Annotated in this window: 14 protein-coding genes; 9 read left to right on the top strand and 5 right to left on the bottom strand. The window is 51.6% G+C overall.

Annotated elements, in window-relative coordinates; genetic code table 11:
• Positions 1–7: 7 nt before the first annotated feature.
• Together sufB and sufC are read right to left on the bottom strand one after the other, a co-directional pair.
• Positions 8–1,426 carry a Fe-S cluster assembly protein SufB gene (gene sufB / locus JSQ97_RS10285; protein ID WP_205075978.1) on the bottom strand — a complete coding sequence of 473 codons (1,419 nt, stop codon included), beginning with the start codon at positions 1,424–1,426 and terminating at the stop codon, positions 8–10.
• Positions 1,423–2,175 carry a Fe-S cluster assembly ATPase SufC gene (gene sufC, locus JSQ97_RS10280; protein WP_205075977.1) on the bottom strand — a complete coding sequence of 251 codons (753 nt, stop codon included), beginning with the start codon at positions 2,173–2,175 and terminating at the stop codon, positions 1,423–1,425. The genes sufB and sufC overlap by 4 nt, the downstream gene beginning before the upstream one ends.
• A gap of 297 nt (positions 2,176–2,472) precedes the next feature.
• Between sufC and JSQ97_RS10275 the strand changes: the two genes are divergently transcribed.
• The 9 genes from JSQ97_RS10275 (at position 2,473) to JSQ97_RS10235 (ending at position 11,449) form a co-directional block, all read left to right on the top strand.
• On the top strand, positions 2,473–3,819 hold the full coding sequence (locus JSQ97_RS10275) for a glycosyltransferase family 2 protein (RefSeq protein ID WP_205075976.1): 1,347 nt from the start codon (positions 2,473–2,475) through the stop codon (positions 3,817–3,819).
• Entirely contained in the window at positions 3,819–4,643 is an 825-nt protein-coding gene (locus tag JSQ97_RS10270) for a lysophospholipid acyltransferase family protein (protein WP_239447093.1), read from the top strand. Before JSQ97_RS10275 ends, JSQ97_RS10270 begins: the two co-directional genes overlap by 1 nt.
• A 24-nt stretch (positions 4,644–4,667) precedes the next feature.
• On the top strand, positions 4,668–5,303 hold the full coding sequence (locus JSQ97_RS10265) for a chromate transporter (RefSeq protein WP_239447092.1): 636 nt from the start codon (positions 4,668–4,670) through the stop codon (positions 5,301–5,303).
• Positions 5,303–5,887 carry a chromate transporter gene (locus tag JSQ97_RS10260; RefSeq protein WP_205075974.1) on the top strand — a complete coding sequence of 195 codons (585 nt, stop codon included), beginning with the start codon at positions 5,303–5,305 and terminating at the stop codon, positions 5,885–5,887. The genes JSQ97_RS10265 and JSQ97_RS10260 overlap by 1 nt, the downstream gene beginning before the upstream one ends.
• A 107-nt stretch (positions 5,888–5,994) precedes the next feature.
• Positions 5,995–6,954, top strand: coding sequence for a ribosome small subunit-dependent GTPase A (gene rsgA, locus JSQ97_RS10255; protein WP_205075973.1), 960 nt, complete (start codon positions 5,995–5,997; stop codon positions 6,952–6,954).
• Position 6,955: 1 nt separating this feature from the next.
• Entirely contained in the window at positions 6,956–9,445 is a 2,490-nt protein-coding gene (locus JSQ97_RS10250) for an endonuclease MutS2 (protein ID WP_205075972.1), read from the top strand.
• A 197-nt stretch (positions 9,446–9,642) separates the two neighbouring features.
• Positions 9,643–10,119 carry an arginine repressor gene (locus JSQ97_RS10245; RefSeq protein WP_016519908.1) on the top strand — a complete coding sequence of 159 codons (477 nt, stop codon included), beginning with the start codon at positions 9,643–9,645 and terminating at the stop codon, positions 10,117–10,119.
• Entirely contained in the window at positions 10,116–10,595 is a 480-nt protein-coding gene (locus JSQ97_RS10240) for a hypothetical protein (RefSeq protein WP_205075971.1), read from the top strand. The genes JSQ97_RS10245 and JSQ97_RS10240 overlap by 4 nt, the downstream gene beginning before the upstream one ends.
• Positions 10,596–10,678: 83 nt before the next feature.
• Complete coding sequence (locus JSQ97_RS10235) at positions 10,679–11,449, top strand: leucine-rich repeat domain-containing protein (protein WP_205075970.1); 771 nt, start codon at positions 10,679–10,681, stop codon at positions 11,447–11,449.
• A 40-nt stretch (positions 11,450–11,489) separates the two neighbouring features.
• Here the strand turns inward: JSQ97_RS10235 and JSQ97_RS10230 are convergent, their stop codons facing one another.
• From JSQ97_RS10230 to JSQ97_RS10220, 3 genes are all read right to left on the bottom strand, one after another.
• Positions 11,490–13,319, bottom strand: a complete 1,830-nt coding sequence (locus JSQ97_RS10230) for a TRAP transporter large permease subunit (protein ID WP_205075969.1) — start codon at positions 13,317–13,319, stop codon at positions 11,490–11,492.
• Positions 13,320–13,331: 12 nt separating this feature from the next.
• Positions 13,332–14,360 (bottom strand): TRAP transporter substrate-binding protein DctP, encoded by a 1,029-nt coding sequence (dctP, locus tag JSQ97_RS10225; protein ID WP_205075968.1) that lies wholly within the window; start codon positions 14,358–14,360, stop codon positions 13,332–13,334.
• A gap of 61 nt (positions 14,361–14,421) precedes the next feature.
• Complete coding sequence (locus tag JSQ97_RS10220) at positions 14,422–15,396, bottom strand: TRAP transporter TatT component family protein (RefSeq protein WP_205075967.1); 975 nt, start codon at positions 15,394–15,396, stop codon at positions 14,422–14,424.
• Positions 15,397–15,433 lie beyond the last annotated feature (37 nt).

Genomic DNA, 15,433 nt, shown 5'->3' with positions numbered 1-15,433 from the left:
GCGATCCTTAAAGAGTGCCTTTCATTTCGAGGCGGATGAGATTATTCATTTCGACGGCGTATTCGAGCGGCAGCTCTTTGCTGACGGGATTTGCAAACCCGCTGACGATCATGCTCCTCGCTTCGTCTTCGGCGATGCCGCGCGACATAAGGTAAAAGATCGCCTCTCCCGATATGCGTCCGATCTTCGCTTCGTGTCCGACATCGACGTCGTCGGTACGGATTTCCATAGCGGGCACCGTATCGCTTCTGGATTTTTCGTCGAGCATGAGCGATTCACACGAAACGGAAGCTTTGCTGCCGTGCGCTTTTTTATCGATGTAGATTGCCGAGCGGTAAGTACTGATACCTCCGCCTTTTGAAATCGATTTTGTCGTAATGACGCTCGACGTATTGGGTGCGCTGTGCACCATCTTCGCTCCCGTGTCGAGGTTCTGGCCGCTTCCGGCAAAGGTGACGCCCGTGAATTCGGCTCTTGCCCGTTCGCCGACCAAATCGCTTTCGGGGTAGAGATACGAAATGTGCGAGCCGAACGAACCTGACACCCATTCGACCGATCCCCCTTCTTCGACCCGCGCGCGCTTCGTGTTTAAATTGTACATGTTTTTCGACCAGTTTTCGATCGTCGAATAACGGAGCCGCGCGTTTTTTGCAACGTAGAGTTCGACGGCTCCCGCGTGCAGGTTTGCGACATTGTATTTCGGTGCGGAACACCCTTCGATAAAGTGCAAGTCGGCCCCTTCGTCGACGATGATGAGCGTGTGTTCGAATTGACCGGCTCCTTTAGCGTTTAAGCGGAAATACGACTGCAACGGAAAGGAAAGATGAACGCCTTTGGGCACGTATACGAACGAACCGCCCGACCATACCGCTCCGTGAAGGGCTGCGAATTTGTGATCGCGCGGGGAAATCAAGCGCATAAAATGTTTTTTGATCATGTCCGCGTATTCGCCCCGGAGCGCGCTTTCGAAATCGGAATAGACGACGCCCTGCTTTGCAACTTCGTCGCGTATATTGTGGTAGACGAGTTCGCTGTCGTACTGTGCGCCGACGCCCGCGAGGGACGTACGCTCCGCTTCGGGAATACCGAGCTTTTCGAAGGTTTCTTTAATGTCTTTGGGAACGTTTTCCCAGTTGTTTTGCATTTTCGTATTCGGGCGCACGTAGGTCGCAATGTGTTCGATGTGCAGTCCGCTTATATCCGGCCCCCAGTTCGGCACGGGCATTTCGTTGTAGATTTTAAGAGATGCGAGGCGGAAGTCCCTCATCCATTCGGGATCGTTTTTGTCTTTCGAAAGCTTTAAAACGATTTCTTCGGTCAGACCGGGATCGTTACGATAAAAATCTTTTTCGTTGTAACGGAAATCGTACATCGATGTATCGATATCGATTTTTGCGGCGGAGTTTCTGTCGATGACTTCGTTCATTGTCCGCCGTCCTTTTCAAAGCGTTCGAATCCGTTTTTGTTGATTTCATCGACGAGGGATGCATCTCCCGTTTTGACGATTTTGCCTTTGACGAGCACGTGCGTAAAATCGACGGCAAGGCTTTCGAGTATCTTCGTCGAATGCGTGATGATCAGCAGCGTGCCGCCGTTTTGTTTATACGCTTCGATGCCTTTCGACACCGTGCGTACCGCGTCCACATCGAGTCCCGAATCGGTTTCATCGAGTATGGCAAATTTGGGCTTCAGCATAAGCAGCTGGAGAATTTCGCTTTTTTTCCGCTCGCCGCCTGAAAAGCCGACATTCAAATCGCGTGAAGCGTACGATGCGTCCATATTTAACAATTTCATCGCCGCCTGCAGATCTTTTTGAAATTGGAAAAGTTTTATCCGCTCGCCCGTGCGCTGCTGGAGCGCGCTTCTGATAAAAGTTTCGAGGGAAATGCCCTGCACTTCGAGCGGATTTTGAAAGGATAAAAACATGCCTTCTTTTGCCCGCGCGTCCGCTTTTTTTCCCGTCACGTCTTTGCCGTCGAAGATGATCTTTCCTTCGGTAAGCGTGTAGACGGGATTTCCCATAAGCGTGTTGCCGAGCGTAGATTTTCCCGCGCCGTTCGGCCCCATAAATACGTGTGTTTCGCCTTTATTGATTTTTAAATCGATACCGTGCAGCACGGGCTTTTCATTTATATCGACCGAAACATGTCGGACGTCGAGCAGCAGATCACTCATAAATAATCGAACTCCTGATTATGTAAGGGACAAAAGCTGAATTATCTACGAAAAAAGTAGGTAATTACCACGCCTTTAATATATCCATATTACCGTAAAAAAGCAAGCGTGAATATATCCGTTTGACGGGGTGTTAGTATCGCGGGTGTGTTGTCGTGATGACCACGGCAAGCGAAAATATATTCATTTGCACATATGTGCGTTAGTTGTGTATGTCGGCATATACACGGATTTCGCGTATACCGAACCCCTACGCGCGTAATTGACATTTACCCGTTTACTTCCTATCATTCGCGTATGACTGATATACAAGCCGTATCTCTCTTCCATATGTACGGCGTTATTTCGTTGATCGCCTTCGTTCTATACATACCGCGCTTATTGTATTACGTCAGCGGTTTTAAAAAGCCCGAGCATTTAATAAACCGCGTGCAAAATCGATTTGCCGTCCTTATCCCCGCGCGGGACGAAAGCGCCGGTATCGGACTCTTACTCGACAGCCTTGCGCGCCAAAGCTACGACCGCAAAAAATTCGATACCTTCGTCATCGTCGATTCGGAAGACGATCCGACCTGCACCATAGCGGAAAAATACGAGGGTACCTATGTGCAGATTGTCAAAAATCAAACGTGCAAGGGTATGGCGCTCGACGGTTCCCTCAAAGAATTGCTTTCCGGCTCGCACGGAAGCTATGACGCATATATCATCATCGACGGAGACAATATCGCTTCGGACAATTTTATCGAAGAGATGAACAACGCTCTCGCGTCGGACGCTCAGATCGTGCTCGGTAAGCGCGAAGTGAAAAATTATCTCCTCGGCGGTAAAAAGCTCCGTTCGCTTGCGACGAACTGCAGCGCGCTTACGTATACTTTTCTCGACAAGATGGGAAATGCGTTCAGAGCGAAGGCTGGCGTTCCCTGTACGATGTGCGGGACGGGCGTTATGGTCAGGCGCGACGTCATCGAAGAGATCGGCGGCTGGCCGTACCGCAGTTTTACCGAAGACCTTGAAATGACGATCAATGCGATCCTTAACGGCTGGTCGTCGTGTTTTTACGAATACGCGGTCGTCTACACCGAAGAAGCGCTTTCGCATAAAGCGTTGGATCGGCGCCGTGAACGTTGGCTCATCGGCTATATGCAGATTGCGTTTAAGTACCGTAATACAATCGCAAAACAAACGTACGCATCGCTTCGCGATCGCTCGCTTTCGTTTGTGCAAAAGATACGCGGCATCCGTGTAAGAAATTTCGATTTTTTGTACGGCTTCGGCCCGCTCTTTTTGTTCTTCGGCAATACCGCCGTTTGTTTTGTGCTATACATGATCGCTTCAGCTGTCGATTATTTTAAGTGCGGATTTATTAATTTTACCGCTTTAAAATACGGCATGATCATCATGCTCATACTCTACGGCGTACTCGTCTTCTATACGTTTATCGCACTCATAATCGATCCGAAAGCGCTCAAGATTACGTTCGGCGAAAAGCTCGCCGTGCTTTTGTACAATCCCTTTTTTATAGCCGAATACGCATATTTTTACGTTGCGGCATTTTTTACGCTGCTTCGGAATCCGCATTACGGTGAAGGCGCAGCGTGGCGGCAGATCGAGCGCATTGAAACGGTGATGAAGGAAGCGGAGTGATGGACATCGGCGGCATCAAGGGCGATACGCAGCGCGAAATACAGAATCGCATCGCAGAGCTTGAAAAAAAAGGCGAGTTCGACGGAGCCGTTCAGCCGATCGACTATGCTGCGATGATTCGGGTAACCGACGATTATGTTTTTCTTCCGCGTACGTTTTCGTTTTTTTTGTGGCGCGTCTTTATACGCACGACGGCTTCCGTTTTAGGTCCGGTTTTGACAAAACTCGTGCTCGGAGCCCGCGTGGAAGGGCGCAAAAATCTCCGCGGCATCAAAGGCTTTGTCGCCGTGTGCAATCACGTGCATTCGATCGACAATATGATCGTGCGCGAGGCGGTTTTCGGGCATACGCTGTATATCATGGTTGCGGAATTTAACAATATGCGAGGACCCATCGGAAGCATCATGCGCGGGGCGGGGACGCTGCCGTTCAGTGCCAACGTGAAAGCGATGAACAAGCTGCAAAAAACGCTTTCGCTTTTGCTCGCAAAGGGCTGCGCCGTGCTCGGCTATCCGGAGCAATCGCTGTGGCTTCGCTACGAAAAACCGCGCCCTTTTCATAGCGGTATGTTTCACATCGCCGCCGCAAACAAAGTGCCCGTCATTCCGATGTTTATCACCTTTTCCGCGCCTTCAAAACTCCGCTCGCTGTTCAGTAAAAAAAAGATTGCGACGCTCCATATCCTCTCTCCGATCTATCCCGATAAAACGCTTTCGCGTAAAGAGAACGCCGTTTTTGCGATGGATAGGGCGGCGAAAGCGTGGCGCGACTGTTATGTTTCGGTTTACGGATGCGAAGCCGATATTCGAGCGAACGAAAACTGATGTTGTAAATTAATAAGGATACGTATGAAAAAGATTCCGATACTGATTGATTTGTATCTTTCCCTTGCCAAGATAGGCGCAGTCACATTCGGCGGCGGTATGGCGATGATGCCGATTTTGCAGCGCGAACTCATCGAAAAAAAGAAGTGGATGACCGAGGACGAACTGCTCGATTATTATGCGATAGGGCAATCGACTCCGGGTATCATAGCGGTAAATGTCGCAACCTTTGTCGGCTTTAAGCAGGCGGGGATAATCGGGGGCATCGTCGCGACGCTCGGTATAGTTACTCCGTCCGTCGTTATCATTTCGCTTATCGCGCGCTTTATCAGTTCGGTCGATCACTTGCCGCTTGCGCAAAAAGCGCTTCGCGGTATCAACGTGTCGGTCGCGGCGCTTTTGACGTCGGTCGTATTTCAATTTTCAAAAAAGACCGTAAAATCGATTTTGGGATTTTTGTGCCTCGCAGTTTCGTTTGCGGCGATTTGGTTTTTCAAAGTGCCCTCGTATTGGATGATCATCGCGGGGGCTGCGACGGGCGTCATCGTTTCGGTGCTTTCCCGAAAAAAAGAATTCGCTTCGAGCGCGTCCGGTGCGTTTTCCGACAAAACGAAATCGAACGATAGCGGGAAAACGGAAAGCGGCATGGAGGATAAGTGATGGAAACGACGTATTCGCTTTTTCAGCTTTTTTGGATTTTCTTTTATATCGGCGCGTTTACGATCGGAGGAGGGCTTGTCGCCGTAACGCTCATGCAGCAGACCCTCGTCGACAAGGGCGTCATCTCCGCCGAACAGTTTTACAATATGGTCGCGATTTCCGAATCGACGCCGGGACCGATCGGCATCAATATGGCGACATATATCGGCTATTCGCAGTACGGCGTTTTCGGCGGCATCGTTACGACGCTCGGCCAAATGCTGCCGTCCGTTATCTGCATTTTAATAATCGCGCATTTTTTTATGAAATTTCACGATACGCCGCTCGTCAAAGCAGCTTTTTCGACGCTTAGACCTGCGACTACGGGGATCATCCTCGTTGCGGCGATTCAAGTGTTTATAGTCGCGCTCATAAGCCCGTCTTTTTCCCTCGCCTCGCTTTCGACTCTTGAGGGTTGGAAAAATCTTTTCGTGTGGCCGAGTCTTGCGTTTTATACCGCAGCCCTTATCGTTTTGATGAAGACGAAAATCCATCCCGTATTCGTCATGCTGCTCGGAGCCGTGTTCGGCATCGTGTTTTTGTGAAAGGCTTGCCGCTCTTATAAGGCACTTGCAGCAAAAGCGCCGGATCGAATGCGCCGGATCGAATGCGCCGCTTGCAAAATCGCGTTCTTTTTATTACGATATTTTTTATGCAGGGAACGGTCTTCGACGGAACGAATAATTTTTTTACGGTGCGCTGCACCGACGGGGCGGTGCGCTCGTGCTCGCTCAAAGGAAAAATATTAAAAAGCGAAGACCGGTTTTACAACCCTCTCGCTCCGGGCGATATCGTGGAAGTCGAAGCCGATAAGCTCGATTCTTCGAAGGGGCAGATACTCTCGCTCGTGCCGCGCAAAAACTCGTTTGTGCGCTGGAACGTCAAACGCAAATGTCCGCAGCTTCTCGCGGCGAATCTCGATTTTATCGTTTTGGTGACGACACCCGATGAACCGCCGTTCCGTCCGCGTTTTATCGACCGCGAACTCGCGCAAGCCGAATGTCAAAATCTCGAACCGATCATCGTGTGCAATAAATGCGACCTCTCAGCCTGTGACGACATCGATTTTCAAGCGAGAGCGAAAATATGGGAAGACCTCGGATATGCGGTATTGTATGTTTCGGCGAAAACGGGAGCGGGTCTCGATGCATTGGCGCGCACGCTTTCAGGGCACGTCGCAGCCTTTGTCGGGCAGTCGGGCGTCGGAAAGTCGAGCCTTATAAACGCGCTCGCGGGAAACGAAGCGCTCCGCACGGGGGATTTAAGCCGAAAATACGAGCGCGGCGCTCATACGACGACGAAAGGTTCGCTCAATATAATCGCCATCGATAAGCGCTTTACCGGACACGACGGAGATGAGGCTTCGATCATCGATACGCCGGGTATCCGCCGCTTTGTGCTGCACGACATTGCAGCGGAAGATTTGGCGCTTTATTTCCGCGAGTTCAAACCGATCGTCGGCAGCTGTACATTCGGCATGAGCTGTACGCATACGGCGGAGCCCGGCTGCAAAATCCTCGAAGCCGTGTACGCGGGTGTGATCACCGAAGAACGCTATGAAAGCTGGATGCGCATAAAGGATGAAATGAAATCGCAAAGCTGGGAAGATTAGCATGGACGCATCAGCACTTTCCGAGCTCGACTATTTCCGTATCAGAGACGAAGCGTCCGTCTACTGCGTAAGCGAAGAGGGGAAAAAGAGTTTTTGCGAACGGCTTCCGCTTACGGACGAAGCGGAAATCGAAGCGCTTAAGAATATAAGCCGCGATTGGAATACATACAACTCATCTTCATTCGGGATCGCGCTTTTTTCGTGGCCTCCGGTCGCCTCCCTTTTTTCTCGTATAAGCGTTCCGGGTGCTTCTCTTTCCGTCGAAGAGTTTCACGCGCTTTCGCTCTTTTGCACTTCGGTTAAAAAACTTTCGTCGTGCATCGAGGGAGCCGAAAAAGAGCTTTCGATAGAAACGCTTTCCGAAGCCGTCCGACGCCTTCCCGATTTAACAAAGCCCGCGTCCGAGATCGCACGGGTCGTCGCTTCCGACGGAGAGCTGAAAGATCTTCCCGAACTCCGCGAAATAAAAACGAAAATCGCAAACCTCAATAAAAAAATTCAAAGCATTATGCGTTCGTATACGGCAAATCAAAAGCTTTCCTCCGCCCTCGAATCGACGGTGCCCGCTCTCCGTTCGGGTCATCAAGTGCTTGCGGTCAAAGCTTCTCACAGAAGCCGCATTGCAGGTATCGTGCATGAAGTGTCGCAGTCGGGGCAAACCGTATACATAGAACCGGAAGAATCGGTGCGGGCGGGAAACGAACTGCTCGAAGAAGAGGCGAATCTCCAAATCGCGGTCAAAGCGATTTTAAAAAAGCTTACCGCATCGCTTGCGCCTTATGTGCCCCTGTTCGAAGAGGCTCTTCCTTCTATGATCGCGATCGACGAAGCTTATGCGAGGGCGAAATGGGGCGGCGAACACCGCGCGGCCTATGCGCTTCCCTGCGGAAAGGAAGATGCGCTCTCGCTGCTCGGGGCGCGCCATCCCCTGCTCGGAGAAAAAGCTGTGCCTATAGACGTGCGCTTTATGAGCGGAAAAAGAGTTTTAATAATCACGGGGCCGAATACCGGCGGCAAAACGGTTACGCTTAAAACGATAGCGCTCTTTTCGCTTTTGAACCAAAGCGGTTTTCCGATTCCCGCAGCGGAAGGCTCGCGTCTTCCGATCTTCGATAAAGTGTTTGCCGACATAGGCGACGGACAATCGATCGACTCGTCGCTTTCGACGTTCGGCTCTCACATGAAAAACATCGCGCGCGCGATCGCCGAATGCGGCGAAAAAAGCCTCGTCCTCCTCGACGAACTCGGAAGCGGTACCGATCCGCAGGAAGGTGCTGCGATCGGCATGGCGGTCCTCGACGCGCTTATCGAAAAAAAAGCGTTTACGCTCGTGACGACGCATCAGGGCGTGCTCAAAAATTACGGATGGACGCACGAAAGCTGCATCAACGCGTCGGCCGAGTTCGACGGGAAAACCCTCGCGCCGACTTACCGCATACTCATGGGCGTTCCGGGCGAAAGCCGCGCTCTAGACATCGCGCAAAAAAGCGGTCTCCCTCCTTCCGTCGTCGAAAAAGCGAGAGAGTATATCGCGGGAAATACGGCCGATATTTCCGCCCTTATCGCGGGGCTTACGGCAAAGCACGCCGAAGCCGATGCTCTCCTGCAAGACTGCCGTCGGAAAGAAGAAGAACTCGCGGAAAGGCAATACGTTCTCGACGCGAAAGAGCTCGAAAACCGGCAAAAGGAGCAGGAGCTGCAAGAGGCGGCGCACGAAAAAGCCGAAGCTTTTCTTTCGGAAAGCCGGAAGCGCCTTGAAAATCTCGTTCGCGTCATCAGAGAGGGCGAGATCACAAGGGAAAAAACGCTCGCGGTAAAACGCTATATCGACGAATTGACGGAAGCGGTCGCCTCGCAAAAAAAAGAGCTCGACGAAAAAGGCGAAAAACTTTCCGATGCACAAAACGCATTTAAAAATATCACTCCGATGCCGCACCCGAAAAGCGCAAAGCCGACAAAACGCCGCGTGAAAAACGCCGAAGCGCTTCGCGCGCTCCGAAGCGCCGACAATGCAAACGAAACGAAAAGCAAAGCGCCGTCCTTTGAACCGGGGACTGCCGTCATTGCAGGTGAAAAACGTATGAGCGGCACGATCCTTTCGCGCACGGGCAAGGAAAAATTTCTCGTACAGTTCGGTTCGATAAAAATCGAAATGAAGCAAAAAGATTTGACGCCCGCCGCTTCGCTCTCGCTTTCATCCGCGCCGCTTGTCACCGTCGAAACGAAGCGCGAAGATGCAGGCGAACATCCGGCTTTCGAACTGCGTCTTTTGGGACTACGCGAAGCCGAAGCGATCGCCGCCCTCGAACGGCAGCTCGACCTCTGCACGATTCACGATTTTAAGCGTTTCAGCGTCATACACGGAAAGGGAAACGGCGTGCTGCAGCAAGCGGTGCAAAATTATCTTTCGCATTGTGCGGGCGTAAAAGCGTTTTGTTTTGCGCCTCCCGAAGACGGAGGAGCGGGAAAAACCTACGTCGAACTGCATTGAAAAAGCATTCGGTCGAATGCGGGTTTTAATGCGACAGGGATTGGAGGGGCGAAAGTTCCGAAGCGAGCCGGAGGCGAGAGGAGGAATGAAGGCGAAAGCCGGAACCCCGCAAAGCCCGGTTTTTGCGATGCAATCGCAAAAAGTCGCCCTGAATTATCCGATTGTATGTTCGGCGAAAATGAGGTATACAATATACGATGGCTGTAAAAGAAAGGCGTGCGCGGCTTAGCGCGATAGAAAAACTTATTAAAAATAACAGGATCGAAAGCCAGGAGTCGCTGCTCGCCCACTTGCAAAAAGCGGGGTACGATGTGACGCAGGCGACTCTTTCGCGCGATTTGAAACTGCTCAAAGTCGGCAAAATGAGCGACGGAAAAGGCGGCTATATCTACACGCTCGAAAAAGAAGAAGAGCGCACGGAAGCGGAAAAGATTTACATTCAGGATTTTTTGCGCGGTTATATCAGCATAGACTGTTCGGGCAATATCGTCGTCATTAAAACTTTTCCGGGTCACGCGAATACGGTCAGCAATGCGCTCGACAATATGGACTTGGACGATATACTCGGCACCGTTGCAGGCGACAATTGTCTCTTTGCATGTCTTCGCGAAGGGGTAAGCGGCGCGCAGTTTTTAAAATCGCTCAGGCAAAAGATCCCGGGACTCGAAGCGTGACGGTTCTGCTCGGCATCATCGCCTCTCTCGTTTTTTCGGCCGCCGCAGCTTCGGTCGTCATCAACGTTCGGGAATGGAAGTGGCGTGCGGATATTCAAACGTATGAAGGCGCAAAAAAGCTCGATAAGCTCGGCTACGAAAAACTCATTCTCGAAAGATACCGCGCAAAATCGCATCACAGAACCTATCGAAGCGAAAGCGATTATATCGCCGTGCCGCTCGACGCTCCGATGCGCGAAGGGCGGAATCTCAAAGAAAATCGGATAGCGATAAACGGTCTTTCGTCGATCGTCGACGGGAGCGTATTCGCTTCAGACCCGCCTTTCGACGAACTGCGCCTTTACGGCATAAAAGACGGAGTGCGCCGCCTCGTCCGTAAGTATGCGTATTATCCCGAAAATTACTGCGATATAAAAGAGCGCGTCGAAGCGTATAACGCACAGCGGGACGCAGGGGATAGAAGAGTAGGGGAGTAAAAAAAATATCTCCAAAGTTGCTTTTTTCTCCAAAATCTTATATACTGTATGTGTGAGCGTAAAAAGGCATCACAATTTGCTATATGAGGAAAGAGTATGAAAAATTGCAAAGTACGGAAAAACATAAAAATTGCCGCATGGGCGGCCGCTTTTGCGCTTGCGTAGCGGTCGGATTCGGCGGGTGTACGAACGCATCGGACAGTTCGGGCGGAAGCGGCGATGCGGGCGGAAACGGCAGTGCGGGCGAAACGAACTTTACAATTAAAACCGTCGGCGGCGATACCGTCCTTACGGGATATGAGGGAGAAAAGCCGCAAGGAAACATAATCCTGCCGAACGGTATTACGAAAATCGGATATAATGCTTTTTTGAATTGCAGCGATTTAACCGGACAGCTTGTCATACCGGAGGGTGTTACAGTTATCGACGCGGGTGCTTTTTCGGGATGCGAAAAACTTGATAAGCTGATTTTGCCTTCAACGCTTACGTCCATAAGAGGATTTGCGTTCTATCAGTGCAAAAATTTAGCGGGAGAACTCGTACTGCATGGCAATCTTACCTACATCGGGCAAAAAGCTTTTACCAACTGCAGCAATCTAAGCGGGGAACTCGTGCTGCCTGCAAGCCTTACAACACTCGGCGATCTTGCTTTCAACGATTGCTCAAAACTCACATCGGTGAAAATATTATTTACCGATATTACCGATACGACGAAAATGAAATCGGAAGCTTTCGGATATTTTAATAATATGTCAAATATTACTCAAATCACCGTCAAAACCGATGCTATAAAAAATACACTTAAGGGATACGGTATTTCCGAAAATAAGATCACAGTAGACTCCTCCATCTAAATCGTACGCCCCGCATCGCGCGGGGCGCACGGTTTGTCGCCTACAAAAGCGCTTCCGTAAAATACGGCACGTAAGTGACGAGCATGAGGACTGCGAACTGTACGATCAAAAACGGAACGATGCCTTTGACGACGCGGGAAAGCGGCTTATCGAAGGTATAAGACGAAATAAACAGATCCATGCCGACCGGCGGCGTCAAAAATCCTATCGAAAGGTTCATCAAAAATATGACGGCGGCTCTGACCGCACTCACGCCGAAAGATTCCGCGAGCGGCAGCAAAAGCGGGGAAACGATGAGGATCGCGGAAAACATATCCATGAGACAGCCGACGATGAGCAGGACGAGGTTCATCAATATCAAAAACACGTACGGATTTTTTACGTACTGGGTGATAAAATCCGTCAGGATAGAGGGGACGTTCGCATCGAGCATAAAATAGGAGATGCCGGACGCGGCGCCGAGTATAAACAAAACGCCGCCTGAAACGGGAACGCTCGAAGCGACGACACGGGCCGATTTTGTTAATGTAAAATCGCGGCGCACGAACACCGAAAGACAAAACGCGTAGATGACGGCGAAAGCCGCAACTTCAAAGAGGTCGAACACGCCTTTAAAATAAAACACTGAGATAAAAAGCGGCATGAGCAGTTCGGGGATGCAGTGAAGGATGGCATCGCGCGCTTCTTTTCCGGAAAACTTCGGCCGCTCTCCCTTTTTGTCCAATACGGCTCCCGTTACCATCATCGAAATCGCCATAATGCAGCCGGGGATGATCGCGCCTTTAAAAAGTTCGAACACGTCGACGGAAAAATAATTGACGGTCGCATACATGATGATCGCGGCGCTCGGCGGAAAAAGCAAACCTATCGCGCCGGATGCGGTTACGAGAGATTCGGCTCTGTCTTTGGAATAGCCCGAACCCGTGAGTACGACGGCAAGCAGCGGGCCGAGCGCGAGGATCGTTATGCCGGAAACGCCGGTAAAGGTGCTGAAAAACGTCGTCACGATGACGGCCGCGATAACCGTTCCGCCGCGGAACGGGCCTATGAGCGATTTGAATACGGCGACATAGCGGTTTCCCGCGCTGCCGTGCGCGAGGATGTAGCCCGCAATCGTAAAGAGCGGAATCGCCGCGATATTGCGGTCGGTGAGTATGCGGTACGTTTCAAGCGGGATGACGTCGACGTATCCGCCGCTCGCGGAAAAGAGCACGTATGCGATGCCGCCGAGTACGAGAAAAAGCGGCATACCGCAAAACGCGAGAGCTGCGAAAATGACGATGAGCGGCAAAAGCGCGATTTTCGAAAACGAAAGCCACGCATCGTTTATCGCGTACAGGGGCTGCGCGTTTTGTACGCCGAAAAGATAATACAGGATGCCGGTAAAGGGTCCCATTGAAATGAGGATGCCGAGTACGATGCCGATGACGGCGGCGATGAGATTGCCCTTTCTGCGTGCGATCGCGAAAATGATGCCGAAATAGCACAGCGGAAGAGACGCGAAAAAAATCCGCGTACTCATGCCCCAAAAGCGCGCGTCGAACTGCGCAGGATTGACAAGCTGGCAGAGCGCGTCGATAAAGAGCGCCGAGAGGATACAGCTTGCCCCTCCCGTTTTGACCGCTTCGATCGGGCGGCGTATCTTTTCGCCGAAAGATGCGCTTACCGATGCGAGACTCAAGTGCCGCTCTTCGCGCCATGTTATGAACCCTGCGAGGCTTGCGAATAAAAATACGAAATGGAGCAAAGCGATATCGGCGCCGGGCACTTGCACACGGCACAGACCCTGCATAAATTTAAAAAAGAGCGGGAGCGCGGCGATGAGGGCGATGAGGACGACCGCCAGAGCGTTTTCGATTTTTCGCAGCATAGTATTCACCGGTTATTCACCGCGGCGGCGTTTTAAAAGCGCTTCGATATCGGCATAAAATTTTTCGTCGAGGAGACCGGTTTTTATCATCGCGGCGGCGTCTTTGCTGAGCGTCTCTTCCATGACTTTGCGCTCCGCGGCGGTGAGTTTGACGAGGGTACAGCCGCCTTCGACGCAGCGGTCGAGATATTCTTTGTCGGAAGAACGCTGAGCTGCGATAAAATTTGCCTGCGCTTTTTTGACTCCGTTCAGCATAGCCGTTTTATGCGCGGCGGAAATGTCCGCCCACGCCGGAGCCGATATGATGAGGGCTGCCATAACGGGGCATATCGGCGCGTCGAGAATATAGGGCAGCGATTTATAATACTGCCCCGCATAGGCATACATCGGAATCGAATAAAAACCTTCGACGCCGCCGGGCGTTTTTACGCTTTGCAAAAGTTTATCGGGCGAAATATCTTCGGTGCGGAAACCGGCCGCTTTGAACGCATCGGAAAGCTGCGGCAGCCCGATGCCGGCGACGGAAAGTTTTTGCGTCTTTAAATCGGCGGGCGTATGCACCGGTTTTTTCGTATAAAAATACGCCCAGCCGACGTTAAACCATCCGAGCAGCACGTAACCTTTTGCCGAAATCGCTTTTTGAAACGTCGGTGCGAACGTATCGAGCACAAAATCGACTTCGTCCTGATCTCGAAACATAAACGGAACAGCCGTCGTCAAAATATGCGTTTCCGGCGCAAGAGTTGCGATACCGAGGCTCGTAAAAATCGCTCCGTCGATCGGCGCCTTTTGTCCGGGACGGATCGTGTTGAGCTTTTGCACGACGCCCGTCTCTCCGCCCATAGCGTTCGTTCCCATAAACTGCAGCTGGATCGCGCCTCCGGTATCTTTCGCCCAATCCTGCGCGAGGATGCGCTCCTGCACATCCCATGCGGAACGGCTCGGTGCGACGGTCGCTATTTTAAGCGTTTTAACCTGCTGCGCCGGCAATACGGCGACGCACGCAAACAACATCGAAAAAATAATAGAACGTGATTTCATATCGTATTCCTCAATCGAAAATTAATAAATTACCGGCCGCAATTCGAAGCGAATGCGGCGATCACCATTCGAGAAAATAATCCGACGCATGTTCGAGCAATCGTTTCGCTTTTTTTTGCACGATCGTCGTCATAAGGCGGCTCGAAGGATCCGCATCGGGATCGATCGCGAGCGCTTTACGAAGAGAGCCTTCAAAGCCTGCCCTGTCTCCCGCGGGAACGCATATCGCCTCGGCATAAGTGACATAGGGACCCGGCGTTTTTCCGCCCGATGCGCGGAGCGCTTCGTTGTAACAACGGAGTCCCCTTTCCGTATCTCCTCCGAATTCGGGAGGAGCGCTCATGTAAAAATTGCACAAAAGCTCCCAAATCGCACCCGCATTGTAATCGGGAGCGAGAAAAGCAGCGCGTTCGAGGATCAGAGCGGGAGAACGGATAGTGCCGAGAAGATCGGCGCTGAGCGGATCGAGGCTGAACGCACCGAGCCAGCCCGCACACGCCCAATAAGAAGCTTCGACATCGTACTTGCCGAGCTTTGCGCATGCTTTTTTGACCGCCTCTTCATCTCCGCTCAAAACGGCGGCGCGAAACCCCGCGTGTCTTCCGTCGAGAGCTTTAAGGCAGAGATCGCGTCCGCGGAGGTAGTGCAGCTTTGCGCGCTCGAACGCTTCGTGCTGGCGATCGAATTCTTCGTTCGGCAGCGTTTCCGCAGGAGTTTGCACGAACGCGTTCGCATACATGATATTGAGCGAACCCGTCATCGTCATCAAACCGATATGGCGGGGATTCGCAGCTTGCAGGATTTCATAGCTTTTGAGCACTGTCGGGAAAAATTCTCCGACGAGCGTTACGTCCGTTTCGCCGGTGATCGCGAGCATAGGATCGGCGGCGGACGCTTTTTTCTTTTGCGGAACGCCCTTGCCGTTTGCACCCGCGAACGCCGTGGAAAGCGCATTGCCGACGAGCGTTTTGCACGAAAGCAACAGCGATGCGGATAGAACAAGCGATGCGAACGCCGCTTTTTGTATGAGCTTCATATTTATACTATATAACAACACGATATCTTTCTCAACC

Source organism: Treponema sp. Marseille-Q4523 (assembly GCF_016901105.1).
In the GTDB taxonomy this organism is placed as follows: Bacteria; Spirochaetota; Spirochaetia; order Treponematales; family Treponemataceae; genus Treponema_D.
Note: the sequence above shows the minus strand (reverse complement) of the source record. Positions and strands in the feature narration are given on the sequence as shown.

What these genes read in the sequence shown, in the direction of transcription:
- sufB (WP_205075978.1), bottom strand. Translation starts at nt 1,426, where the DNA reads ATGAACGAAGTCATCGACAGAAACTCCGCCGCAAAAATCGATATCGAT.
- sufC (WP_205075977.1), bottom strand. Translation starts at nt 2,175, where the DNA reads ATGAGTGATCTGCTGCTCGACGTCCGACATGTTTCGGTCGATATAAAT.
- JSQ97_RS10275 (WP_205075976.1), top strand. Translation starts at nt 2,473, where the DNA reads ATGACTGATATACAAGCCGTATCTCTCTTCCATATGTACGGCGTTATT.
- JSQ97_RS10270 (WP_239447093.1), top strand. Translation starts at nt 3,819, where the DNA reads ATGGACATCGGCGGCATCAAGGGCGATACGCAGCGCGAAATACAGAAT.
- JSQ97_RS10265 (WP_239447092.1), top strand. Translation starts at nt 4,668, where the DNA reads ATGAAAAAGATTCCGATACTGATTGATTTGTATCTTTCCCTTGCCAAG.
- JSQ97_RS10260 (WP_205075974.1), top strand. Translation starts at nt 5,303, where the DNA reads ATGGAAACGACGTATTCGCTTTTTCAGCTTTTTTGGATTTTCTTTTAT.
- rsgA (WP_205075973.1), top strand. Translation starts at nt 5,995, where the DNA reads ATGCAGGGAACGGTCTTCGACGGAACGAATAATTTTTTTACGGTGCGC.
- JSQ97_RS10250 (WP_205075972.1), top strand. Translation starts at nt 6,956, where the DNA reads ATGGACGCATCAGCACTTTCCGAGCTCGACTATTTCCGTATCAGAGAC.
- JSQ97_RS10245 (WP_016519908.1), top strand. Translation starts at nt 9,643, where the DNA reads ATGGCTGTAAAAGAAAGGCGTGCGCGGCTTAGCGCGATAGAAAAACTT.
- JSQ97_RS10235 (WP_205075970.1), top strand. Translation starts at nt 10,679, where the DNA reads ATGAGGAAAGAGTATGAAAAATTGCAAAGTACGGAAAAACATAAAAAT.
- JSQ97_RS10230 (WP_205075969.1), bottom strand. Translation starts at nt 13,319, where the DNA reads ATGCTGCGAAAAATCGAAAACGCTCTGGCGGTCGTCCTCATCGCCCTC.
- dctP (WP_205075968.1), bottom strand. Translation starts at nt 14,360, where the DNA reads ATGAAATCACGTTCTATTATTTTTTCGATGTTGTTTGCGTGCGTCGCC.
- JSQ97_RS10220 (WP_205075967.1), bottom strand. Translation starts at nt 15,396, where the DNA reads ATGAAGCTCATACAAAAAGCGGCGTTCGCATCGCTTGTTCTATCCGCA.